Source organism: Methanobrevibacter sp. UBA212, assembly GCF_905233225.1.
Classification (GTDB): domain Archaea; phylum Methanobacteriota; class Methanobacteria; order Methanobacteriales; family Methanobacteriaceae; genus Methanocatella.
This window is the reverse complement of record NZ_CAJODJ010000007.1, coordinates 25,036-45,801: the sequence shown is the minus strand read 5'-3', so window position 1 is coordinate 45,801 and position 20,766 is coordinate 25,036. Positions and strand designations below refer to the sequence as shown.

General features: G+C 37.6%; 25 protein-coding genes. 15 read left to right on the top strand and 10 right to left on the bottom strand.

The genetic code is table 11. The annotated features are described in order from the left end of the window. Positions 1–14: 14 nt before the first annotated feature. The gene (locus tag QZ138_RS02645; protein WP_292885907.1) at positions 15–905 is read left to right on the top strand and encodes a tetratricopeptide repeat protein; all 891 of its coding nucleotides are present in this window, start codon (positions 15–17) and stop codon (positions 903–905) included. A gap of 109 nt (positions 906–1,014) precedes the next feature. Here the strand turns inward: QZ138_RS02645 and QZ138_RS02640 are convergent, their stop codons facing one another. Further along, positions 1,015–1,434, bottom strand: a complete 420-nt coding sequence (locus QZ138_RS02640) for a hypothetical protein (RefSeq protein ID WP_292885906.1) — start codon at positions 1,432–1,434, stop codon at positions 1,015–1,017. 232 nt (positions 1,435–1,666) lie between these two features. Between QZ138_RS02640 and QZ138_RS02635 the strand changes: the two genes are divergently transcribed. From QZ138_RS02635 to QZ138_RS02605, 7 genes are all read left to right on the top strand, one after another. Further along, the gene (locus QZ138_RS02635) at positions 1,667–1,939 is read left to right on the top strand and encodes a transcriptional regulator (protein WP_292885904.1); all 273 of its coding nucleotides are present in this window, start codon (positions 1,667–1,669) and stop codon (positions 1,937–1,939) included. Between the two features lies 1 nt (position 1,940). Continuing rightward, the gene (locus QZ138_RS02630) at positions 1,941–2,315 is read left to right on the top strand and encodes a hypothetical protein (RefSeq protein ID WP_292885902.1); all 375 of its coding nucleotides are present in this window, start codon (positions 1,941–1,943) and stop codon (positions 2,313–2,315) included. Between the two features lie 260 nt (positions 2,316–2,575). Then, the gene (locus QZ138_RS02625) at positions 2,576–3,064 is read left to right on the top strand and encodes a hypothetical protein (protein WP_292885900.1); all 489 of its coding nucleotides are present in this window, start codon (positions 2,576–2,578) and stop codon (positions 3,062–3,064) included. Beyond that, positions 3,064–3,732 carry a hypothetical protein gene (locus tag QZ138_RS02620; RefSeq protein ID WP_292885898.1) on the top strand — a complete coding sequence of 223 codons (669 nt, stop codon included), beginning with the start codon at positions 3,064–3,066 and terminating at the stop codon, positions 3,730–3,732. The genes QZ138_RS02625 and QZ138_RS02620 overlap by 1 nt, the downstream gene beginning before the upstream one ends. 66 nt (positions 3,733–3,798) lie before the next feature. Further along, on the top strand, positions 3,799–4,314 hold the full coding sequence (locus tag QZ138_RS02615; RefSeq protein ID WP_292885895.1) for a hypothetical protein: 516 nt from the start codon (positions 3,799–3,801) through the stop codon (positions 4,312–4,314). Between the two features lie 215 nt (positions 4,315–4,529). After that, positions 4,530–6,635 carry an NADAR domain-containing protein gene (locus QZ138_RS02610; protein ID WP_292885892.1) on the top strand — a complete coding sequence of 702 codons (2,106 nt, stop codon included), beginning with the start codon at positions 4,530–4,532 and terminating at the stop codon, positions 6,633–6,635. An 8-nt stretch (positions 6,636–6,643) separates the two neighbouring features. Beyond that, on the top strand, positions 6,644–7,549 hold the full coding sequence (locus tag QZ138_RS02605; protein ID WP_292885889.1) for an ADP-ribosylglycohydrolase family protein: 906 nt from the start codon (positions 6,644–6,646) through the stop codon (positions 7,547–7,549). A 48-nt stretch (positions 7,550–7,597) separates the two neighbouring features. On the opposite strand, the gene QZ138_RS02600 is transcribed toward QZ138_RS02605, so the two are convergent. Further along, entirely contained in the window at positions 7,598–8,230 is a 633-nt protein-coding gene (locus QZ138_RS02600; protein WP_292885883.1) for a hypothetical protein, read from the bottom strand. A 189-nt stretch (positions 8,231–8,419) separates the two neighbouring features. Between QZ138_RS02600 and QZ138_RS02595 the strand changes: the two genes are divergently transcribed. Beyond that, on the top strand, positions 8,420–9,280 hold the full coding sequence (locus QZ138_RS02595) for a lipopolysaccharide assembly protein LapB (RefSeq protein ID WP_292885880.1): 861 nt from the start codon (positions 8,420–8,422) through the stop codon (positions 9,278–9,280). A gap of 9 nt (positions 9,281–9,289) precedes the next feature. Then, positions 9,290–9,982, top strand: coding sequence for a hypothetical protein (locus QZ138_RS02590; protein ID WP_292885877.1), 693 nt, complete (start codon positions 9,290–9,292; stop codon positions 9,980–9,982). Positions 9,983–10,032: 50 nt separating this feature from the next. On the opposite strand, the gene QZ138_RS02585 is transcribed toward QZ138_RS02590, so the two are convergent. Both QZ138_RS02585 and QZ138_RS02580 read right to left on the bottom strand, forming a co-directional pair. Beyond that, positions 10,033–10,209: a hypothetical protein gene (locus QZ138_RS02585; RefSeq protein WP_292885874.1), complete on the bottom strand. Its 177-nt coding sequence runs from the start codon at positions 10,207–10,209 to the stop codon at positions 10,033–10,035. Beyond that, the gene (locus tag QZ138_RS02580; protein WP_292885871.1) at positions 10,206–10,784 is read right to left on the bottom strand and encodes a hypothetical protein; all 579 of its coding nucleotides are present in this window, start codon (positions 10,782–10,784) and stop codon (positions 10,206–10,208) included. Before QZ138_RS02580 ends, QZ138_RS02585 begins: the two co-directional genes overlap by 4 nt. 135 nt (positions 10,785–10,919) lie before the next feature. On the opposite strand from QZ138_RS02580, the gene QZ138_RS02575 reads away from it, so the two are divergent. Continuing rightward, positions 10,920–11,891, top strand: a complete 972-nt coding sequence (locus QZ138_RS02575) for a hypothetical protein (RefSeq protein WP_292885868.1) — start codon at positions 10,920–10,922, stop codon at positions 11,889–11,891. Between the two features lie 24 nt (positions 11,892–11,915). On the opposite strand, the gene QZ138_RS02570 is transcribed toward QZ138_RS02575, so the two are convergent. From QZ138_RS02570 to QZ138_RS02550, 5 genes are all read right to left on the bottom strand, one after another. Then, positions 11,916–12,368 (bottom strand): dCMP deaminase family protein, encoded by a 453-nt coding sequence (locus QZ138_RS02570; protein WP_292604215.1) that lies wholly within the window; start codon positions 12,366–12,368, stop codon positions 11,916–11,918. 169 nt (positions 12,369–12,537) lie between these two features. After that, on the bottom strand, positions 12,538–12,954 hold the full coding sequence (locus QZ138_RS02565; protein ID WP_292885866.1) for a nuclease: 417 nt from the start codon (positions 12,952–12,954) through the stop codon (positions 12,538–12,540). A 15-nt stretch (positions 12,955–12,969) separates the two neighbouring features. Then, positions 12,970–13,173, bottom strand: coding sequence for a MoaD/ThiS family protein (locus tag QZ138_RS02560; protein WP_292885864.1), 204 nt, complete (start codon positions 13,171–13,173; stop codon positions 12,970–12,972). Between the two features lie 170 nt (positions 13,174–13,343). Next, positions 13,344–13,481 carry a hypothetical protein gene (locus tag QZ138_RS02555; protein ID WP_292885862.1) on the bottom strand — a complete coding sequence of 46 codons (138 nt, stop codon included), beginning with the start codon at positions 13,479–13,481 and terminating at the stop codon, positions 13,344–13,346. Further along, entirely contained in the window at positions 13,478–13,744 is a 267-nt protein-coding gene (locus QZ138_RS02550) for a hypothetical protein (RefSeq protein WP_292885860.1), read from the bottom strand. Before QZ138_RS02550 ends, QZ138_RS02555 begins: the two co-directional genes overlap by 4 nt. An 84-nt stretch (positions 13,745–13,828) precedes the next feature. Here QZ138_RS02550 and QZ138_RS02545 point away from each other — a divergent pair, with 84 nt between their 5' ends. After that, complete coding sequence (locus QZ138_RS02545) at positions 13,829–14,746, top strand: hypothetical protein (protein ID WP_292885858.1); 918 nt, start codon at positions 13,829–13,831, stop codon at positions 14,744–14,746. 75 nt (positions 14,747–14,821) lie between these two features. Here the strand turns inward: QZ138_RS02545 and QZ138_RS02540 are convergent, their stop codons facing one another. Next, positions 14,822–15,307: a hypothetical protein gene (locus tag QZ138_RS02540; RefSeq protein WP_292885856.1), complete on the bottom strand. Its 486-nt coding sequence runs from the start codon at positions 15,305–15,307 to the stop codon at positions 14,822–14,824. A gap of 548 nt (positions 15,308–15,855) precedes the next feature. On the opposite strand from QZ138_RS02540, the gene QZ138_RS02535 reads away from it, so the two are divergent. The 3 genes from QZ138_RS02535 (at position 15,856) to QZ138_RS02525 (ending at position 20,534) form a co-directional block, all read left to right on the top strand. Further along, positions 15,856–17,274, top strand: coding sequence for a gamma-glutamylcyclotransferase (locus tag QZ138_RS02535; RefSeq protein WP_292885854.1), 1,419 nt, complete (start codon positions 15,856–15,858; stop codon positions 17,272–17,274). A 484-nt stretch (positions 17,275–17,758) separates the two neighbouring features. Then, positions 17,759–19,336, top strand: coding sequence for a transposase (locus tag QZ138_RS02530; RefSeq protein ID WP_292885851.1), 1,578 nt, complete (start codon positions 17,759–17,761; stop codon positions 19,334–19,336). A 454-nt stretch (positions 19,337–19,790) separates the two neighbouring features. Beyond that, positions 19,791–20,534, top strand: coding sequence for a hypothetical protein (locus tag QZ138_RS02525; protein ID WP_292885849.1), 744 nt, complete (start codon positions 19,791–19,793; stop codon positions 20,532–20,534). Positions 20,535–20,766: the final 232 nt, after the last annotated feature.

Sequence of the window (20,766 nt, the reverse complement as noted above, 5' to 3'; positions counted from 1 at the left end):
TTAAAATATATCTTATGAGCTGCAATATTCCCAGTGAACTTGACTGTGAGGCTTCAGGCAACCTCGTAAGGATTTTCATTGATGGACTGTCCACGTATTGGATTGGCCGTGACGATTCGTTTTTTGAAAGAATAGATGAGGATAATCTCAATCAGGAATTGCGCATCAAGCACCTTAAAAAGGAAATGCAAATCAAAAACACTCTGGATGATGGAATTTCCCTTTTCAAGTCACAAAAATACGGTAAAGCCATTGAAAAGCTTGATGAAGTGCTTTTTTATGACCCCGAATACGGCGAGGTATTGCTTTTCAAGTCATATTGTCTGTGTTGCCAGGGCCATTACGTCAAGGCATTGAGGCATTACAAAAGAGCGGTCAGGGCCTGCGAATCCCTTAAGGACATCGAATACCACAAGGCCCTTTTGGCAAAGGCAAATGATGAAAGGTCCAACTTTCCCAAACTCAAACAGAACATCTATGCAGGAGATGAGCATTTTGCAAGGGGCGAGTATCAAATGGCCATTGAAAGCTACAGCAGGGCCCTTCAGGATTCCTCCAGATTCAAGCAGAAGATATTGTCAAAGCTTCTAAACAAGAAGGCAACCGCCTATCTGAAATTGGATGATTTCGCCGAGGCGCTTGAATGCTTTAAAGAGTCTCTTGATGTTGAAATGAGCGATTACGCAATCTTCGGCAGGGGAATTTGTGAATACGAATTGGATTTGGATATTGATTCTGGGTTTCGAGGTTTTCTGGAGATTTCAAAGCGCCAGATGCTGAAGCAGGCTTCGGTTTTAAAGGACCTCGGATATCATGGGGATTCTATGAGAATCCTGAAGTTTCTACGTGAAAATCATTTCAAAAAAGATGAGATCTACAAAAAGATGATGATGCTTATGGATTAGCCTTTCCTGTTATCCTATTTTTTCACTGCATTTCAAGAATATTAAATATACGTTTCATTATTTTAGTAAAAAATCTATTGTATACACTTTTAATCAAGTCTTCCTTTAATTATTTTGGAAGTTCGATCGGGTCGTCATCAGCATGGATTTCAGCAGATATTTCGAATGTGCCGTCACCGGATCTGATTTTAATGCATTCAATGTTTTCCTCAAGGCCTTCAAATTTGGCCATGAATTCTATTAAATCCTCTTTTTTGATGGAATATGAATATTTCCTAATTTCAGGACTTTCATCCTCTTCTGTTTCTTCCTCTTTGAGGTGCTGTGAGAGAAAACTGCTGCATGTGAAAATGTCTGTGAGATAATATTTGTCAGAAATCTGATTTTTTTCTATCAGTTCGCATTCCATCAGTGATTCTATTGCCTCTTTCGGGTTATCGAAATGATTATAGAGTTCTTCAGGGCTAAATTCGCATCCAAAACCGAAAATGTCAATTATTTCATTCAATGTTTTTGCAGTATCATTCATACTTGAATATAGGATTTTTTTGTTTAAAAACATTGGCAATACTGTGGTTGAATACAACAAATTTAAATAGGATTAAAATATATTATTTAAATGAGGAAACATATCTCATGTTTTCTTTTAAAAAACACAATATATGTTATCAGTATTAAACGGATTATTGCCTGGTTTTACATGATGGCTGGGCAATATTAATACTGTTTTTGGATTCTTTTTTTATATTAAGGCGATATTGATGGATGATGAAACATTGAAGATATTTGCTTACGTTAATATTTCCTCTTATAGGGTCAGAAGCGTAAAGGCACTGAAAGGTGAGGTCAAAACTCCAACGGATATTGCAAGGGATGCAGACATCAAGCTTAATCATATCTCCAAGGTTCTCAGTCAGCTCAAGGACTGCGGCGTTGCGGTCTGTCTGAATGAGGAGGCATACCGTGGAAGAAAGTACAAGCTGACCGTCGTTGGAGAGGAAATCGCAGATCATCTTGACAATTTGGGGGATTGAAATGAAATTTTCAGGATTCATGAACGTGTATCTTTTGGATGACATGAGCTGGGAGTACCAGTTCGCCGACAGGTCACTTAAGGCTGGGACACTTGAGGAACTGGAGCTTCTGGTAAATCTGTACGGATTGAAATGGAATATTCTCGATGAGAATCTGGCAAAAGAATCCCTAGAAATCGACAGGAATAATCACACCGGCTTTTTAAATGTCTATTTCAAAGATGATGCATGGTATTACAGGGGTTCGGATTTAAAGGCAACCAGCCTTCAGGTATTGAAGAAGAGGGTTCTGGCCAAGGGTTTGGAATGGAAGGAAACCGATAGTGACCTTGCCTATAAGACATGGAAACTGGACTTGAGACGCTTTGAAAAGTAATTCTTCTTTTTATATTTCCTTGTTTTTCAGTTTTTAGATGCAGTTTGCTTGATTTTAATTTTAAATGGTAATTTTTTTTGATTTTACGATAACAGGTAAAAAATTGTCTGAGTTCGTAAAATTGCTCCCGATTAAAACTTGATATTTTATATACTATGAGGGCCAAGTAATATACATTGATTAGGTCAAGTAATGATGGCTGATTTCTATTTGAAATGTTATTGATTATTTGATTTAACACCATTAATCGAGGTAAAAAAATGATTTCACAAGAAAAAAACGAAACTGTCTCCAATATTTTGAGTGATGCGGCTCAAAAGTCGTATGAGAAGATTAAAGCATTGATATTAAGAATATTCACATTGCTTAAAAGACAAAAAAATCAAAAAAATCTTAAGGAAGAGTTCTATGATTCCTATATAGATTTTGCAAGGAAATTAAAATCGGAAGGTTATGACAACGAATGCTACAATTATATGGCGATTTGTGAAATGTATTATCATTTGATGGATAGGCCTGATGAGTTAATTTCTTATGAAAAATTCTTCAATGATTTGTTCAATGCTTTTGATGATCTGTTATTATCTAGAATTAGCAAATCTGTTGCTTATGATGAAAAATATGATGAATTCCTATTGTATACTACAAAAATGCAAGAGTATTACTATAAGAATTTAGCAGTTCCTAGCAGGTCTTATGATGAGGAATGTTGTAATAAAATTATTTGCAGGTTATCCGGTGATTTTTGATGAAAAATGTTTTCTTAGACACTAATGTTATTATCGCAATAATATTTTTAATTAATTCTCATTATCTAAAAGCAAAAGAAGTATTTGAGTTATATCAGAATTATTACTGGTCAAATGGTGTTGTTAGAGAATTAAATCACCGATTTGGAGAAAAACAGATTAATCTAACTAAATTCTATATGGATTTAAAATTGTTTTTGGAAAATCCGGAAAAGGATTTGTATTCAAATAGAGATTTGTTAAATTTTGTAAAGAATCATTATTCAGAAAAATTGCTTGAAGACGCTAAAAATTCAATTGAACCATTTTGGAATAATTATATAGGTGTGGAATCAATGGTTCCGTTTTTCAATATTAAAACATCAATCGATTTTTGTTTGAATGATTTGAGAATTACCTGCATCGTGAATAAGCAAAAATTAGAAAATAAATTGGTATTGGCACCTCAAAGAAATGAAGATTATCCTCAAATTGATGCCATGCTTGAATCTTTTGGCGTTCATGAGGAGGACAGAAAAATCATATTGGACGGCCATGATTTTGCCTGTTTTTCCACACAGCCTGTTGATTTTGTAACATTCGATGACGATTGCTTCAATGGGGCAAAAAATATTGATTTGCTGTGCTTCAATTCAGTCAAGGGAAAATATGATTTCATGGCATCATGATTATATTTTTTCATTTGCCAACCAGTTATATACAATACGGAACATAATATCAATTAAGGTGATTAGATGAAGAGAAGTAAATTAATTTTTGCAGGTTTGATTCTCATTGTTTCAATCCTGTCTGTCGGAATGGTGATGGGAGTCTCCGATTCAAACAAGACAGACACAAAACTAAAGATAAAGGTCAAATCCCCTGTTCATGAAGGGGATAAGGTCAAAATAACATTGACTGATCTCAACAACACTACTATTGCAAACAAAACAATTAAGATAACCTTAAAGGATGAGGATAACGAAAAATACACCTATTCCATTGTCACTAACAAGAAGGGCGTTGCAAAGCTGAAGCTTGACATGGGTGCAGGCGAATATAAAATCAAATGCAAGTTCAAGGGTGACGATAAGTATAATCCCTGCAACAAAACCAAAAAGATAACCATTGAGGCAGAGGAATCCGACTATGATGAGGGTGCATTCTACAGCGAACAGGCCGGCAGGACAATATACTACGGAGAGATTCAGGAAGGCCCTGACGGCAACTGGTATCAGCATGTCGGTGATAACGAATGGGTCCGTGTATGATATCTTCCTTTTCAATCAAAAGGTTCTGATTTGAAAATTAAACATTTAAATTATTGATATGGCGGTAACGGCAATGTGCTCCATTCCATGTTGTCTGAGTCATGAGCCCTGCCGTCCTTTTTAATTTCTATTTTTACTTGCAGGTGTCTGATTTGAGTTTATACACAATGTAATAACAAAAACTTTATTAACAACATAGTCACATATATAGTATCATGAACGTAGAAGAATTACTTGGAAAATGTGAGATGCTGTCAGTTGACAAGGATTATGACGGCATCCTTAAATTATCACAGAAGGCCCTGAAATTGGATCCGGAAAATGTTGGAGCATTGTCATACAACGCAATGGCACTTTATTATCTTGGAGAATACCGCAGGACTCTGGAATGCCTCAACAGGATATTGGAAATTGAGGGCGAAAACGGCTATTTTGAATACTTCAAGGTAAAGGTGCTCATAAAACTCAACGTCAATGAGGCATACGACTTTTATGATGCCATAGGCAGTTACAGCCCCGACAAGAGTGTTACCCAATCCCTGGCCCATGCGCTGATTGATGCTGAGGAATATGATAAGGCCCTTGAATGCCTGGACATGCTGAATGAAACAAACTGGCTTTTCAGCTGCAGAATCATAGACGGCTACAAAAGGATTGAAAACCGCACCGGCAGAAATCTGAAGGACCGCTACGCCAGCGAGTTTCACATGTCCTGGATTGAAATGATAAAGTCCAGAAGCGACAGGGAAATATGTCCATTGTGCGGAGGGGATGACTTCAACAATCAGTTCAGCTTATGCAACAACTGCTGTGAAGAGATACAGATGAGCTCCCGGGGCACTCTTATCGAATGCGACGACCTTAAAGTGTATTACTACATCTGCGACAAGCTAGCTGTCCTCAAAAGGTTCCTGAAAGAACATGCCTTTTTGAAGAGCCTGCATGAGGAGATGGATTGCCTGGATGATGAGGAGTTCAATGCATTCATCGAACACCTCAAAAGCATTGGTTATATCGTTGAGGCATCCAAGGGATACATCTGGGACGGTGAAATCATGTCATCAACATGCGAAGCCGGAAAGTATGCCGCTCCAAGATGGCTGGCGTTTCCGGGATTCAGCTCCTGGACAATAGGATGGAGAATGGGTGCAGGAGAGGACTACTGCATGAACCAGCCATATCAGGGAGAGCTCTTCGCCAAGCTGTTTCCGGAACCTAAAAACTGGAAGTTCAACCCAAGAAATCCGAAATTTAAAAATCTGCCAAAATTCCCATTTATGGGAGCCGTATGGGATGAGGATGTAAATCCAAAGTACTCAAAGATAACTGATGATGCGATTGAAGTCAACGATTTCATCACTTTGGATGCTGAAGGCGAGTTTCGAAATGACGCACATCATTTCAATTCGATAGGTCATGCGATTCTCTTTTCAAAAATAGTCTCATACAACCGTAACCTTGACCCTTATAAGGTCACATTCGAGGAGCTCAAAAACGATTTCACCATAACCGACGAGCAGCTGGCCGAATGGGAGGTGTTCAAGTATACAGTTTGCCTTAACGCCACATACTACAAGTTCATGCAGGATGATGAGCTAAAGCAAAAGCTGTTGGCCACCGGAGACAAGTGCCTTGTCTATTCTTCAGATGACGAATGGGGAGGCGATGAAAATCTCTTCGGATTTGCACTTATGCAGGTCAGGGACGAAATCCGCAGATTATGCGAGCATGAGGACCTGATAGACTGGAGATACACCGAGTATCTCAAGTGCGCCTATCCCTACCTCAACCACAGAAGGGATCCCAACGACAAGCAGTCCGCCGAGTACAAGGTGATAGAATCAACACTGGTGGGATCATCAAGATATGTCCGTGACGCCAACCTCACTGAAGAGATTGTAGCAAAGTACAGGGCGGGCCAGATTATTACCGAAAAGGCATTTGTCGATGCCTCAAACAGAATCGGCGGCATGGTGACAACACACAGGTACCTGATACTGTCAGGATTCATGGGAGACCTCTCCGTCTTTGAGAAGGACACCAACTGGGGAATACACACAGCCAATCACGGCTCCAGATTCAAGGTTCTGGACGTATTCACCGTTGACGGCAAAACACAGATACTGCTTCTCCACCTTCCGGACGGATTTGAAGAGGTGTTTTCAAACGAGACAGACATCGAAAGGGAATTTGTCGAAAGGGAGCGTGAAAACTTTATAAATGATTTGAAACAAGATATCATTAAGGAGCTGGCCGAGGAGATATGGCTTGAGCGATGCAGCTTTCCGTTGGGAATGGATGAAAAAGGAAATTTTTACTAGGTGATAAAATGAAAGTTAAAGATGGAATAACAGGTTTGGTAGTGGGGGACGCACTGGGCGTTCCCGTCGAGTTTACAAGAAAGGAAGTGCTTGATGAAAATCCGGTAACAGGAATGATGGGTCATGGAACATATGACATGCCCAAGGGAACATGGTCTGATGACTCCTCAATGACCCTGGCAACCATGCAGAGCATAGTCCAGAAGGACGGCATCGACTATGGGGACATAATGAACGAGTTCAGCCTCTTTGTGCATGAGAGCAAGTACTGCCAGTATCATACATTCGATTATGGAAACACAACCATAAATGCAATCCTCAAGTTCGACAGGGGATGCAACGCTCTTGAATGTGGAGGGGCCGGCGAAAGGGACAACGGAAACGGATCATTAATGAGGATCCTGCCGATGGCATTCATTCCAGATATTGACTATGAAGTCATAGAAAACGTATCCGCACTGACACATGCACATGAAAGGTCAAGGATAGCATGCGTTCTCTACATTGAGATAGCAAGGTCAATGCTCAGTGAGGATTTGGAAATTTCCGAGCACATCGAAAGGGCATGTGAAAAAATAAGGAAGCATTATAAGGAATCAGACGAGCTTATTCATTTCAAAAGAATTTTTGAAAACGACCTGGATGAAGTTGAAAGCAGAGGATATGTCATGAAGACACTCGAATGTGTTCTCAACTGTCTTTTAACCACATCATGCTATAAGGATGCGGTTTTAAAGGCGGTAAATTATGGAAGGGATACCGATACCGTTGCAGCAATTTGCGGAGGCCTTGCAGGAATCTATTATGGTTTAGATGACATTCCGTCAGAGTGGATTGATGACATTCCTCAAATCGATGATGTATTCGGCCTCTGTGAGGATTTTGAAAATTTCTGTAAAAAAATAAGTAATTGATTAAAAAAAGAAAGGGAGCAATTCTTCATTTAATGGAGAATCTTCGAATTATTTTGTATCTCCGACAGTGTAGCACTTGGTGTCCTTTTCAAGGGCCTTTTCAATCTGGAACTGAATTATATTGTCGTAGATTTCCTCGCCGATTACAATGTCTGAAAACTCTTCAATCAGCTGGTCGAACTGTCCGCTTCTTCTCAAAAGATCGGCCTTTATTGCCAGATAATTCTTTTTTTCATCATCATCATATTGCAATTCATCAAACTGGTCGAGTGCAAGCTTTCTCATTTTTACAGCATTCTCATCGTTTTTGTCATCACAGTCCCATGCGCAGTGAAGCAGATTGAAAAAGCATGCTGTGCTGTTTTGCTCTTCCTTGGCTATGAGGTAAGCCCTGTAGAATTTTTTTGACAGTTTTCCAATGAATTCGATTCCGTCACAGGTCATGTATGATTCGCTTTTAAGGAATTCTTCGGTTATTTTTGTTTCCCTTCTGAAAGTTGGGGCAACGTATCCGCAGTGGGGACATTCGAGAACCCACATGAACATGGTGGACCTTTGCATCTCTGCAGGTCTGAGGTCAAGGTCAGGATAATCCTGGGTGTTTGTGCTTGACAGCATTGGCTGCGGTGACAGTTTTCCACAAAGTGGACATTCTTGGTCTAAATCTCTTATGATTGTCATAGACTTACAATGTTTGGATTGGTATTTAAAGTTTTTGTATATATTGTATGTGTAATGTGATACAAAATGTTCCAAATCAATATTTTATACACAAAATAATAACAAAGTATATTAACAACTTATTAACAATATATTAAATAAGGTCAAAACCATGACCATTGAAATTAAAAAACCATCATAGGTGATAAAATGTTAAAGGAAAAGCTATTGGATGAAATAGAGTATATATACAATATAGGCGATCATGAAAGACTGATTGGAAAATGCGATGAACTTTTGAAAATAGACGAGGACAATCCTGCTGCACTCAACTACAGGGCGATTGCGCTTTACTACCTCGGAAGGTATGATGAATCCCTAAAGCTTCTTGACTACAACCTGAAGCTCCACCCAACCAACCCTTACGTTTTAAACAACAGGGCATTGGTATTCATTGCCCTTGAAGATTATCAAAAGGCATTGGAGTGCTGTGAGGAAGGCCTCAAATACATGGACTTTGACTGGCTGCAGAAAAACAAGATCGAAGCGCTGATTCATCTTGGAAGACGTGACGAGGCATATGAGTTTTACAAAACCGTGGACATTCCGTTTTATACCTTTGAGGAAGCCCTTGAAAACTGCGGCATAATCCAAAAGGACGGCATTTTCGAAAGGATGGAAGTGCTTTTGGGTGAGAGGAATTTTGAGGAGGTTCTCAAGATCTGTAATGAGCATGAGGAAAGCGAAAGGATTCTTGAATTCAAGCTGGTGTCACTGCACTGCCTTGACAGGTATGATGAGGAATTGGAATGCGTCAACAGGGCAATTGAGAAATATCCCAATAACTACGAGTTCCACTTCCTCAGGGCCAGGATTTCCCGAAACCTTGATGGGGCGATTGAAAGCTATGAAAGGGCATTTGAACTGCTTCAAAGCACTAGCAATTATCGACTTAAGGTAAAAGAATACATCAAATGCCTAAAGATAAAGGCACATGAACTGATTGCCGCATCCGAATATGAAGAGGCAATCGGGACCTGCGAAAAGATCTTGAAATATGAAACAAATTGAGGTGATATGATGGCGCATGTAACAGAATATACCTGCAGTGGCTGCGGGCTTGAACTGGTGAATGACGGAAGGGCATTTGTCTGGAATGAGGAAACCGACATGACTGAGGACTTTCTGATATTGATGAGCACCTGTCAGAAATTCTATGGCGCAGAAATCAGTGGGAATGTAAATGAAACATACTGCAGTGAATGTGAAAGATACGTCAAGGTCTACTCCATCACTGAAGTCCTTGGGTGCATTGACGATGCCTGCGATGTCGTGATGAGGGGAATTGAAAACCACATCAGGGAGCATGGCCGAAAGCTTTCCAAGCTCAAGGACATCAGGAAAAGGTCACAATACTCAATTTCCGAAGAGGATGGCCATTATGTCGTGAGAATCCCTGAGTTTGAAAGCTTCTACTATTCAAATTATCTCTTTCCCGAAATGTCTAAAGAGGAAGTTATTGAGGATGCACTGAATGATTTTCATGAGGAAATCGGAGGGCTTATTGAATCATATGAAAAAAGGCATCAGGGATATCTGGATTCACATTATCTCGTCGTCGACAACACAGGCAGGCCAAAGGATGAATTCGACATTTCAGAAAAGGTAAGATGTCCTGAATGCGGCAGCGAGATTAACAAGCATGTTGACGGTCAGCTGCCATGTCCTAGATGCGGCGGAAGGATTTTCGGCCTGGGCACATTCTATGACTAGTTAAAAATTAATTTGTGACGGAGATTTCAAAAAAGTGTGGTTTTTGGAAGTTATCTATATAATGTTTTTTTAACGAAATCTAGGCTGACATCTGCAAGTTCGGCAATAGCTTCGAGCATGTAACCCTGTTTGTCTAGATTTATCACAATTTTAGCAAGCTTTTCTTCCATAATGTTTTTTGCCAATCTTTCAATTATTTTTCTTTTGAGTTTTTGGATAATGTTCATGATTCCACCTTGGCCAATATTTTTTCAACAAAATCCTGGCTGACATCTGCTGTTTCAGCAATCTCTTCGATTTTAAAACCTTTCTTTCTTAGTTTGATAACAATTGCTTCATTTTTTTCATTAACTTTTCTCTCTGCTACCCTATCTGCATAATCTTCTACTACCTTCATATTTCCACCAACTTTATTGATAATTCTTGTGTTCAACAATTCGTCGTCTACAAACTTGTCACACAACATCAGGATTATTCCTTTAACGAATTGTGCAATGTCGTTATTTAAATTCGCTATGTTTGTTATTATTGTTGCTGAATCATGGATTAAATCAGGAATATTCTTTTCACTGTTCATAAAGCAAAGCAAACTCAACATGAGCAATTCTTTTTCATTCAAGTTTCCGTCATCTTCAATTTTTGTTTTCATAGTATTTATAAATTCCTTTTCGTCATAACTTTTAAGGGAGTGGATGTATATTGGAAATTTTGAGTCAGGATTTACGTGATACCATTTAACTCTGTTTGTTTCAACAGAACTTAAAACATGGGCCTCTATGGGCTTTTTTGATTTAATTTCCACATGGTCAAATAATGATGAATCGAATTTATTCTGTTTGTGATGTAGGAATTCTTATATACATATGATTAATACATTTAACATTACTGGCAAGTTTTCAAAACTGATTTGCCGATAGTTTGGATTGGTTGTGATTGAATGAGAGAATGGCAGGTTGGAGATCCCGTCGGTGACGGCAACGACATTGGAGTTCCCGACACAAGATATCTGGATTATCTTAAAGATAGGGATGGAGAATCCAGTGGAAATCTGGTTGATGAATTCAAAAGTGGCTATAGCAATTCCATGGACTTTTTCAAGCTCCATCATGAGGAGGATGCATTCATGATGCTTGAATCCGCTTTCAGGATATACATGAAAATGGATGACAATCAAAAATCACAGGTTTTATACAATCCCTTCAACAGGGACTGGGCAATTGAGCTGTGCTGCAATACAATCAACAGGCACGACAAGAGGATGCAGGGCGCAATAGATATAATAGTGCAGAACAGATATTCCGCAAGGATGTGCCGTGGTTGCGATTTGGTCTATCCGTATTATCATGAGTGCTGTCCCGAATGCGGAAAGCCGCTGGAGGACATCACCGGCAAAACTCCCGAAGAGATTGGCGAGCAGCTAAGCAGGGAACTGAAAACTGTCATTTTCGATGAGGCAAGACGCCAGAAAATCGTCGTTGAGTCTGTCAAGCTCATGAAATCCAACGGCTGTGAGCTGGTCAGATTCCAGAGGGGAATGGGTCTGGATATCGATTTTGTTTTTGTAAAGGGACACAGGTTTTTCACGACAACATATCTGTGCGCATACAATCCGGAATATGTGGGACCCCTTGCCTTTGAGGAGTTTGAAACAAGACATGATCATAATGACCTTCTCTCTGACGGAAGATTCAGGAAATTGGTAAGGGATACGGAAAGGGAGACAGGTTTCAAGTTCAGGGAATGTTCAGGCGGTTATGGCGCAAAGCTTGATTACACAGGTTACGGATTCACATTTACCGATGAGATAAAAATTACTGTCAGATTTGATATGGGTGACGGCAGGACTGCGGCATATGACCTTGATTTGAAAAATATGAAATTTGAAAAGGAGTATATGATTTTTGAATGAATGTTTAAAAACATTCGATTCAGGCTATTCCCGCAGATTTGTGATGCCCTTCTGGCTGACGATCCTGTCGATTCCGGAGTTTTTGACCATTCTTGAGCATATTGGGCATGGCTCTGCATCGTCTATTTCCACCCATGCTCCGTCGTCGTACTTTTCTCCGGCAAGATAAATTGTTGAGCCGATCATCTCGTTTCTGCTTGCGCTCAGCATTGCATTCTGTTCGGCATGGACTGAAAAGCAGTCATTGTAGTTTCCTGAATTTGACGGCAGGTTCATCCTTTTGCAGTTTCCTCTGTCACAGCAGTTTTCCTCTCCCCTTGGATTTCCGTTGTATCCGGTACTGACTATTTCATCATTGTTTACTATTACCGCTCCGTAGCGTCTTTTCAGGCATGTGCTTCTTTTTGAAACGGCAAGGGCGATTGCAAGATAATACTCATTTTTGCTCATACGGTTTGCACTGTTTTCATCTGTCATGTATTTACTCTCCTTAATTTGAAAAATTATTGCTTGTTATAATATTGATTTTACTATTAATTAAATTGAATGCAAAATTTTCATTTCACTTCTGGTGACGGCAATTTGTCATCAGATTCATGCTTTGCCCGAATCAGCTATTTTTTTAAATGGTGATGTGGAGATGGGTTTAAGGTTTTTCTGCGCTGGCGCATGGCTTTTCCCAGTCATTGCCCTCGACAAGGGTTTCGATTGCATCCACAATGCAGTGTGGATTCCATCCGACCACAGCATCTGACCTTTCCTCCAGTTCCTTAAGGATGTATTCCATGCCGAAAAACCTCACAAGAAGCACCGGAACGTCAAATTCCCCGGATTTTTCAAAGAGCTCCTCAAAAAGCTCCTGATTGCTGTGGTATAGTCCAAAAAGCATCACGATAACGTCAGCTTCTTTAAACACCTCATCTGTCAGGTCGTTGTCCTCCGTATTGTATTCGACATATGAAAAGTCATTTTGGCTGTCGATTCTCTCCTTGTAAAAATCATATTGGCCGTCGGGGTCGTTTCCCTTTGTTATGAGCAATGTATAGATTCTCTCCTCTGCCATGAAATCACTCCTGACCTATCCTCCATAGATGATTTGAACAAGCCTAATCTCATCGCCGTCGTTTATTCTTGTCTCTTCAATGGCCAGTTCGCCGTTTTGCTTTGCCACAACGGTCTGTGCAGATAGTCCCAGCTCTTTAATCAAATCGTTTATTGTATATTCTTCGCCGTTCAGTTGCCTTTCTTCATCAATGTCCTTAAACTTAAGATTGAAACTCATGATATCACTTCATTAGGGGATTTTTTTCATTTTCGGATTTCCCCCAAAAATTAACAATTGTTATATTATTTTGTATAGATATAAGCTTTTCGATGAATTTCAGATTCATGGAAAATTTAAAAAAAGTTGGTTGTTAGGTAAAATAAGTTACATAACATTAAATATTCAATCTATTTGCCGATTATCTCTTCAATCACGTTTGCATCAGGTGCATTAATTTGTACGCCCTGTTGATTGTCTGAGTAAATGAAGATGTAACGTCCGTCAATTTCGCTATATATTCCCTCTTTACCGCTGATGTTTTTCATAACTGAACCATTACTTGGAGTAAGTTCAATTCTGCACGTGGTAAGTAGGTATCGACGGTGATGTTTTTGTCGCCGTTCACCATTACTGCATGATTGCATTCGCAGTCAACACCCATGAATGTGGTGTTGTTTGAATAGGATTGTGCTTCATCGATTTCATATCCGTCAGGCAAGTTAATTTCGGTTGAAAGAGCTGATGCAACACCTATTGTAGCAACTGCCACAGCCAGTATCAAACATGCTAAAATTATTTTTCTATTCATGTTTTTTTCACCTAAGGCATTTTCAATTTTAGGAAATGTTATATATCAATTAAATGAAATATTGTTAGTAAAGTAGGGTATGATATGAATTTCAAGAAAATATTTCTTTTTGTATGCTTGACTGTTTGCCTGTCTGGTGCGGCAATATGTGCAAGCGATGTTGGCGAAACCGATTTCAATCCGGATTTCAATGAATCACATTTTCAGTGCTGTTCATTTGCCATTCAGGAAAAGGATGAAACTGTCTTTGCTTTTAGACAGGATGCCAAACTCGCTGATGACGGAGTGATTATACATAACGATAATTTGAATGATCAGGAAATGATTGTACAGGAGATTGACGCTCCCGATTCTCATTTCATTCATGCAATGATTACCGAAGACGGATGGATTGCAAGTCATGGCGGAGACTCCTCAAATGACACTGAAACCAGGGATATGGAGGATATTGCCTGTGAAATGCTTTCCAGCAAAAATATTTCATCAGATTCCCTAAAAAAGATTCAGAAAATCTTTAACAGATACGGTTACGGTCATTTTTTCATCAAGGCTCCTGACGGAAGTTACGGCGTGGTTTACAATGAAACCGTCTTGACCGGTAACTTAAGCATAGGCGAATTTTTAGTTGTTCCCAATGAGTATTACGGATTTAGCCAGGGAAACTATACCGATTATTCAAAAGACCCTGTTGATGCTGTCGTTAAGATCTGTTCTTATGAGAAGTCAGGTACAAATAGGCGTAACATTTATTCCTATGATTATAAGCTGCAGGATACTGATAACGGGAAAATGTATGGTGTAAATATTTATGTGACTAATGACAATGGCCATAATGTCGGTTTGAACACTTCAGAACTGGTTAACTATGTCTATTTTAATAATGATTTCCATCCTCCATCAGAGATTCCCGAAAACCCGGACAAGCTACATGTTGGAGATTACATTTTTGAAAATCAATCCATGTTTTCTATCATTAGTGATAAAATCTTTAAAAATGGCTGATTTTCTAAAATCGTTGAAAATAAGAAAAAATAGGGGGGAGATTGAATCTCCCGAATGAATTATGAATGAGAAAGTTTAAAATGCAATTGCATTTACGTTGTTGTCCTTGTTGAAGTCGTTTAATGCTGAAAGCAATTTGGCTGAGTCCATATTGCTTGAATCTTTTGCCCAGGCAACAACTATGAATTCTTCACCGCCGGATTTGACTACTTCTGAAACCCCATGGGTTGAATGGTCCATGTCTGTGAAGTTTGCGATGTGGTCTGATCCGACATCAAGCTTCAAGTCGTCATCAGGATGAATGTATTCTCTTCCGTCATGATGGATGACGTTATCTAAAATGTCATCGTTTTCTTTATTGTCGTATACGTCGTCATCCACGTTTTTGTAAATTGAAATTCCACAGTCTTTGTTGTCGTTTGCATATACGGAGTAATATTCTCCTTTATATAAGCTTTTGTATGTGTCGCCCATTTTAAAATCGTTTACGCTGGCTGCACATGCTCCTCCAATGAGAAGTGATGTTACGATCAATGCGAAAATTATTTTTTTTATATCCATATTATCACCTTTATTATTTGTCTCTTCAAAGTTCTATTAATGTATATGAAAAAAGCCAAATATAAAGGTTTTCGCATGCAAGTGGTTACTTGCATTCTTTTTTTGAAAAATAAAAGAGGAAAAATCATTTATTTGTAAAAATAAATGTTTTGAAGTTAATATTTGGAAGTTGGTCCTATTAATCAAGTTTTTCTATTATCATTCTATTGTTTATTTCTTTTTGGTCTTCTTCGCAAATTGACATTTGACTTTATTTCATTCAATTTTTCTTGTTTTTGTGATTGAACAAATTGCACTCAAGCCTTTATCAGAAATCTCATAATGCTTTTTTGATGAATATTTTTTCAATTTACATAAAATTTTATAAATTATGTTTAGTCTTTATAGTTGAACATTAGAAATGTCACTAATGATTTCAAGATTTTATAGTTAACTGACCAAAAGATTTATATATGTGTAAAAATATATAATAAACTATGTCCAAGAGACATCCACCAAATGTTTTTGGGACAGATTTTTTTTAAAACAAACTAAAAGGAGCCATTACCATGAAAATGATTAAACTCGAAAAACAAGACGAACCTAGATTTGACGAATTTTCCAGAATGCTCTGTGAGCTGGAGGAATTTTTAGATGAGGAAGCTGACTTCACAGACAAGGACTGGAGTGAAAACCTCAAGACAATCCTTGACTTCCAGGACGATGACGGAAGCTTCAAGCTTTTCTGCTCTTTCAACATTCCAAGCGATGCAAGGGTTGCCTTCTGCTACATTCCGACATACCTCGCAACAGCTGCCCTAATGAAGGCATACCTGAGCGACCCGGAATCCTTCACAGAAAAGGAAACCTTGGCCCTTTCAGATGGCCTTAAGATGTCCACTGCAAGAAACCTTCGCGGACACGGATATGAAGGCCTCAAGGGCCAGATTGAAGCGCTGAACATATTCATAAAGGCAGGGCTCAAAGAGTTCATGGACCTGCACCACGGCCTTTGCCCTGAATTCAGCGAAATGATTGACAAGATCGTTTCAGCATTCGCAGATATGGAAGCCCAGGGCAAGTTCACAGGATCCTGGGGCGAAAGCTATGAGGATGAAATCAGGGCGATAAACCAGTACTTCCGCCAAAGGAAAGTCTTTGTCTACGGAACCCTCATGAAGGGCGAGACAAACCATGACTTCCTCCAAAACGCCACATTCCTCGACAAGACGGTCATTGAAGAATATGACATGTATAATGTCGGATGGTATCCTGCAATCATCGACGGTGAGGGACTGGCCATAGGCGAGGTGTACAGCGTTCCCGTCGAGGACATGACATCAATCGACTCACTTGAAGGCGAAGGAAGCCTCTATGAGAAAAGATGCGTAAGGATAACCGTAAACGGAGTGCCGGATTTTGCATTCGTATACGTCTATCTCGGGGACTGCTCAGACCTTGTGAAAATCCCTTCCTGGAGAGAACACGTATGGTATGTGTCCTACGGAAGCAACATGCTTGAGGAAAGATTCATGAGATACATCAAGGGAGGATCATACGAAGGAAGCGCCTACCGTGAGCCATGCAAGGACATGTCACCTCCCGCAGCGGTGAAAACCCTTGAAATACCATTCGACATGTACTTCGGAAACCTCAGCTCCTGGGGAGGAGGCGTCTCATTTCTCGACACCACCGAAAAGGGAAAATCCCTTGGAGTGGCATACCTCATAACTCGTGAGCAGTTCGAGCATGTCTCATGTGAGGAGAACGGATGCAGATGCCCTGGAGAGGGGGAATGGTATGAGGACATCATTGACCTTGAGCCGATTGACGGCATTGAGGTCAAGACAATCACCAACAATGACCTTCGCCCGTACAACGAGCCGTCCCAGAGATATCTGGATACCCTGTTTGAAGGGATAAAGGAAAACTGGCCTCAAATGTCAGACAATGACATCTGGAGTTATCTCGCAAACTGCATGAGATAATTCTATATTTTTTTTTTAAGGGGTTTGTCAATAAATCCTTAATTTGATTATTTTACTTATTTTTTCTATTTGACTGTTAATTTGCCTTTTATTTTTGTTTTATTCATTTAAGAACCCTTATTTTTAATATTTTCGAGAATTTTTATTTTGGCATTTTTTTGATTTTTTTATTCTGGAAAAGATCTTATAAATCTTCCTAACTTTAGAGTAATTTTTTCTATTAAAATCCTTTAAATTTAAAACAACTTATGTATATTATTTTAATTACTTTTATTTAGTTTAATATTACTTAAAATTTAATATAAATAATTATAAATACTTTAAATTATATATTATTATATAAGAATTATTTATTAAATTTTTTAGATAAGATTTATGTGTTTAATTTAATTTTCATTGGATTTCCATTGATTTTTTATTGATTTTTCATTGAGATTTAAAACCTCTAAATAATTCTTTAAACTGAATAATACTTTGATTTTTCATGCCAGTTATGGAATTGAAAGAGTATAAGGACTGCAGTATTTTAAATAAACTTAAACAGGAAGAGGATTGTCCTAAAATGTTGTTAACAATCACTAATTTTGCATTCAGCAAAATGGTTCAAAATTTAATGCACCAATTGGATTCAGAATTTGAATCTAAACGTGGACGTCATGCATATCCTCGAACACTAATTTTAATAGTAGTATTATACTGTTTTAGCATAGATATTGCCAATTATACTAAAATGGAAGAAGAATGTAAGAAAAACAAATTTCTTCTAATCGTTACTTGTGGATTAAAGCCATCACGCAATTCATTCGCCAATTTTTTAAACAAAAGTGATGCAAAAGTAATAAAAAAAGTTTTCATAGCCACATTGGTCTTATTAAATGATTTGCACTTCTTAGATTTTGTTAAATTATTTGTTGATGGAACTGACGCAATCGTCAGAGCATCCCGAAATAACAAAATCACACCAAAAGAAGTAGAAAGACTAAAACTAATGAACAAATGGAATTTATTGCATAATAATACACCAAAATCCATTAATCACACAATAGAAGGATTAGAAGAGAAATTGGAATTTTATAAAAATGATGAAGAAATGTGTAAAACAATTAATTCAATCTTAAAAAGGATTAATCTCTACAATACCAACATATTCAACAAATTAGACATATATTCTACTATTTTAAATGAAAGGAACATTGGAAGTGTTTCTGTTTCATTTCCTGAGGCTTGTTGGATGAAAACAAAAAAGGGAATTTATGATTTCGCTTTCAATTTGCAAGAAATCATGACAGAAAACCACATAATATTGACTGGAATGTTGTTAACTCAATCAAATGATTGGAAAACAATAAAAGAAGTATTAAAAAATATTTATGAAACAATTGACCTTTTTATCGAAATGCAAAGAGAATTTGGAGAAAGAAGAAATTACAGTGAAATACAAAAAAGAATTCGCGAACACATTTTAATCGCAGATTCTGGTTATTTCTCCACAGAAAACCTCTATCATTTATTTATTAATAAAATAAATGCATTAGTAATGCCAAAAAAATTATCTGAAGACCATAATAATAGTTTAAGGCGTGAAAATGGATATAAAGAAAAAAGAAAAAAGTCAACAAAAAAAGATTTCATAAGAGTTAAAAATGGTTATATCTGTCCTTTTGGTCGTTTTATGAGATTAGTAGAGGTAAAAAAGGTTAAACGTTGGAAACCTCACAAGGAAGATACTTTTCCAGACATTTGCAAGACAAAAAAGTACATTTTTAAAACCTATTCATGCAAAGGATGTCCAAATACCGAAAACTGCAAACATCAACGATTAGTAATCCATATTTCAGACCTTATTTACGAAATGACGGAAAAATTCTTGAATAAAAGATATAAAATTCATTATAAAGCTCGTTTTTCAAGGAGTGAAGGCATTAACGGTTTTTTGAAAGGTGATAATGGAGTTTTGAAATTAATCGGCACTACTGAAAATGCAGTAAACAACGAAATCCAACTAAGAAACACCATTTACAACCTTACAAGATTAATTAATCTAAAAGACACAGCATATTGAGCGAAGAATGTAAGAAAAAGCTCAATAATCCATCATAAAGATAGATTGTACGCCGTATCTAAAACAACAAGTTTTTCATAAAACTACAGAAAATTACAAAAAACCTGATGTTCAAATTAATTTTTACTATTCAAATTAAATAAAAATTACGATTTCACATTCAAAAGACCACCAAAAACCTGCACGAAAAACAACCATTTACCGGCTTAAAATCAAAAATAAAGACTATTTCACCATGAAAATAAGAAAAATAAGAAAAACTATCAATAATCTAAATTATTGACAAAGTCCTTAAAAACGAGTGAAATTCAGTTAAAATGTTAAAATATTAAGAGTTTTCAATAATTTAATGATATTTTTTTTAATTTGGAGAGGGTTCCATGAATCTTATATATAAGAAAGGATAAAATATTATATATTGTGTAGACAATGTGTATAATTTAGAGGTGAAAAAATGAATGGGAAAATTTTAATGATACTAATATGTACCATGGCTCTCCTCATCGGAATCGGAGCTGCATGTGCGGAACAATTCGATTCTGCAGATGATGCAGTGGCCTTGGATCAGGATGAAGTTGCAGTTGCGCCGGAAGGTGATGCTGTGGCTCAAGAAAATGAGGCCGTTGAGATTGAATGCGATGGGGATGTGGCCGATGAAGCCCCTGCAGTTGATGATGAAATCGTTGCAGATAAAGATGCATCCGATGTTTTAAGTGCTGCAGACGACGCCAAGGTTGTTTCAGGTGTGGACTGTCATGCCTTGGGCATTGGGACTGGAAGCAATGTGATTAAATCATTCACTGTTAAAGATGTAAAGCAGACAAAATCACTTTATAAATATGTTGGATACGGTGTTAAATCACATTCCAAATGGAAAATCATCACAACAAAAGCAAAAAAGCACTGGATTACAAAAAAATCCGGCAAATTTAAAGTTAAAACCAAAATTTATGATATGACTGCAGGGTTTAGGGCCCCATATAAATGTATCGATATATTCTTGTATAAAAACGGCAAAATGGTCCAAAACACAAAATATAAGGTAAAATATAAAATCAATGGTAAATGGACCGGCTGGAAAAAATATGGAATAATTGAGACTTCCCATCATAGACATTATGTTTATGACAGTGCAAAGGTTCAAAAAATCAAAGTCAAATGTAAAAGAAACGTGAAATCGTTCTTACCATATTATTAGAAACATAGTAAAATTTAAAAAAATAAGGATTAAATCCTTATTTTAACTTTTTTTTATAGTCAAACGCTAAATCCGCCAAATGATGTTCTTTCTATTTTTTTTGCTTCAACAGTATAGTTGCCAACGGTCTTTTTGACCATGGTATCGAATAATCCATTTGATGGCGTGGATGAAAACGTTTAAAAATAGATAAGTTCTCACTTGAGATATGATAAAAAAAGAAAAAAAGATA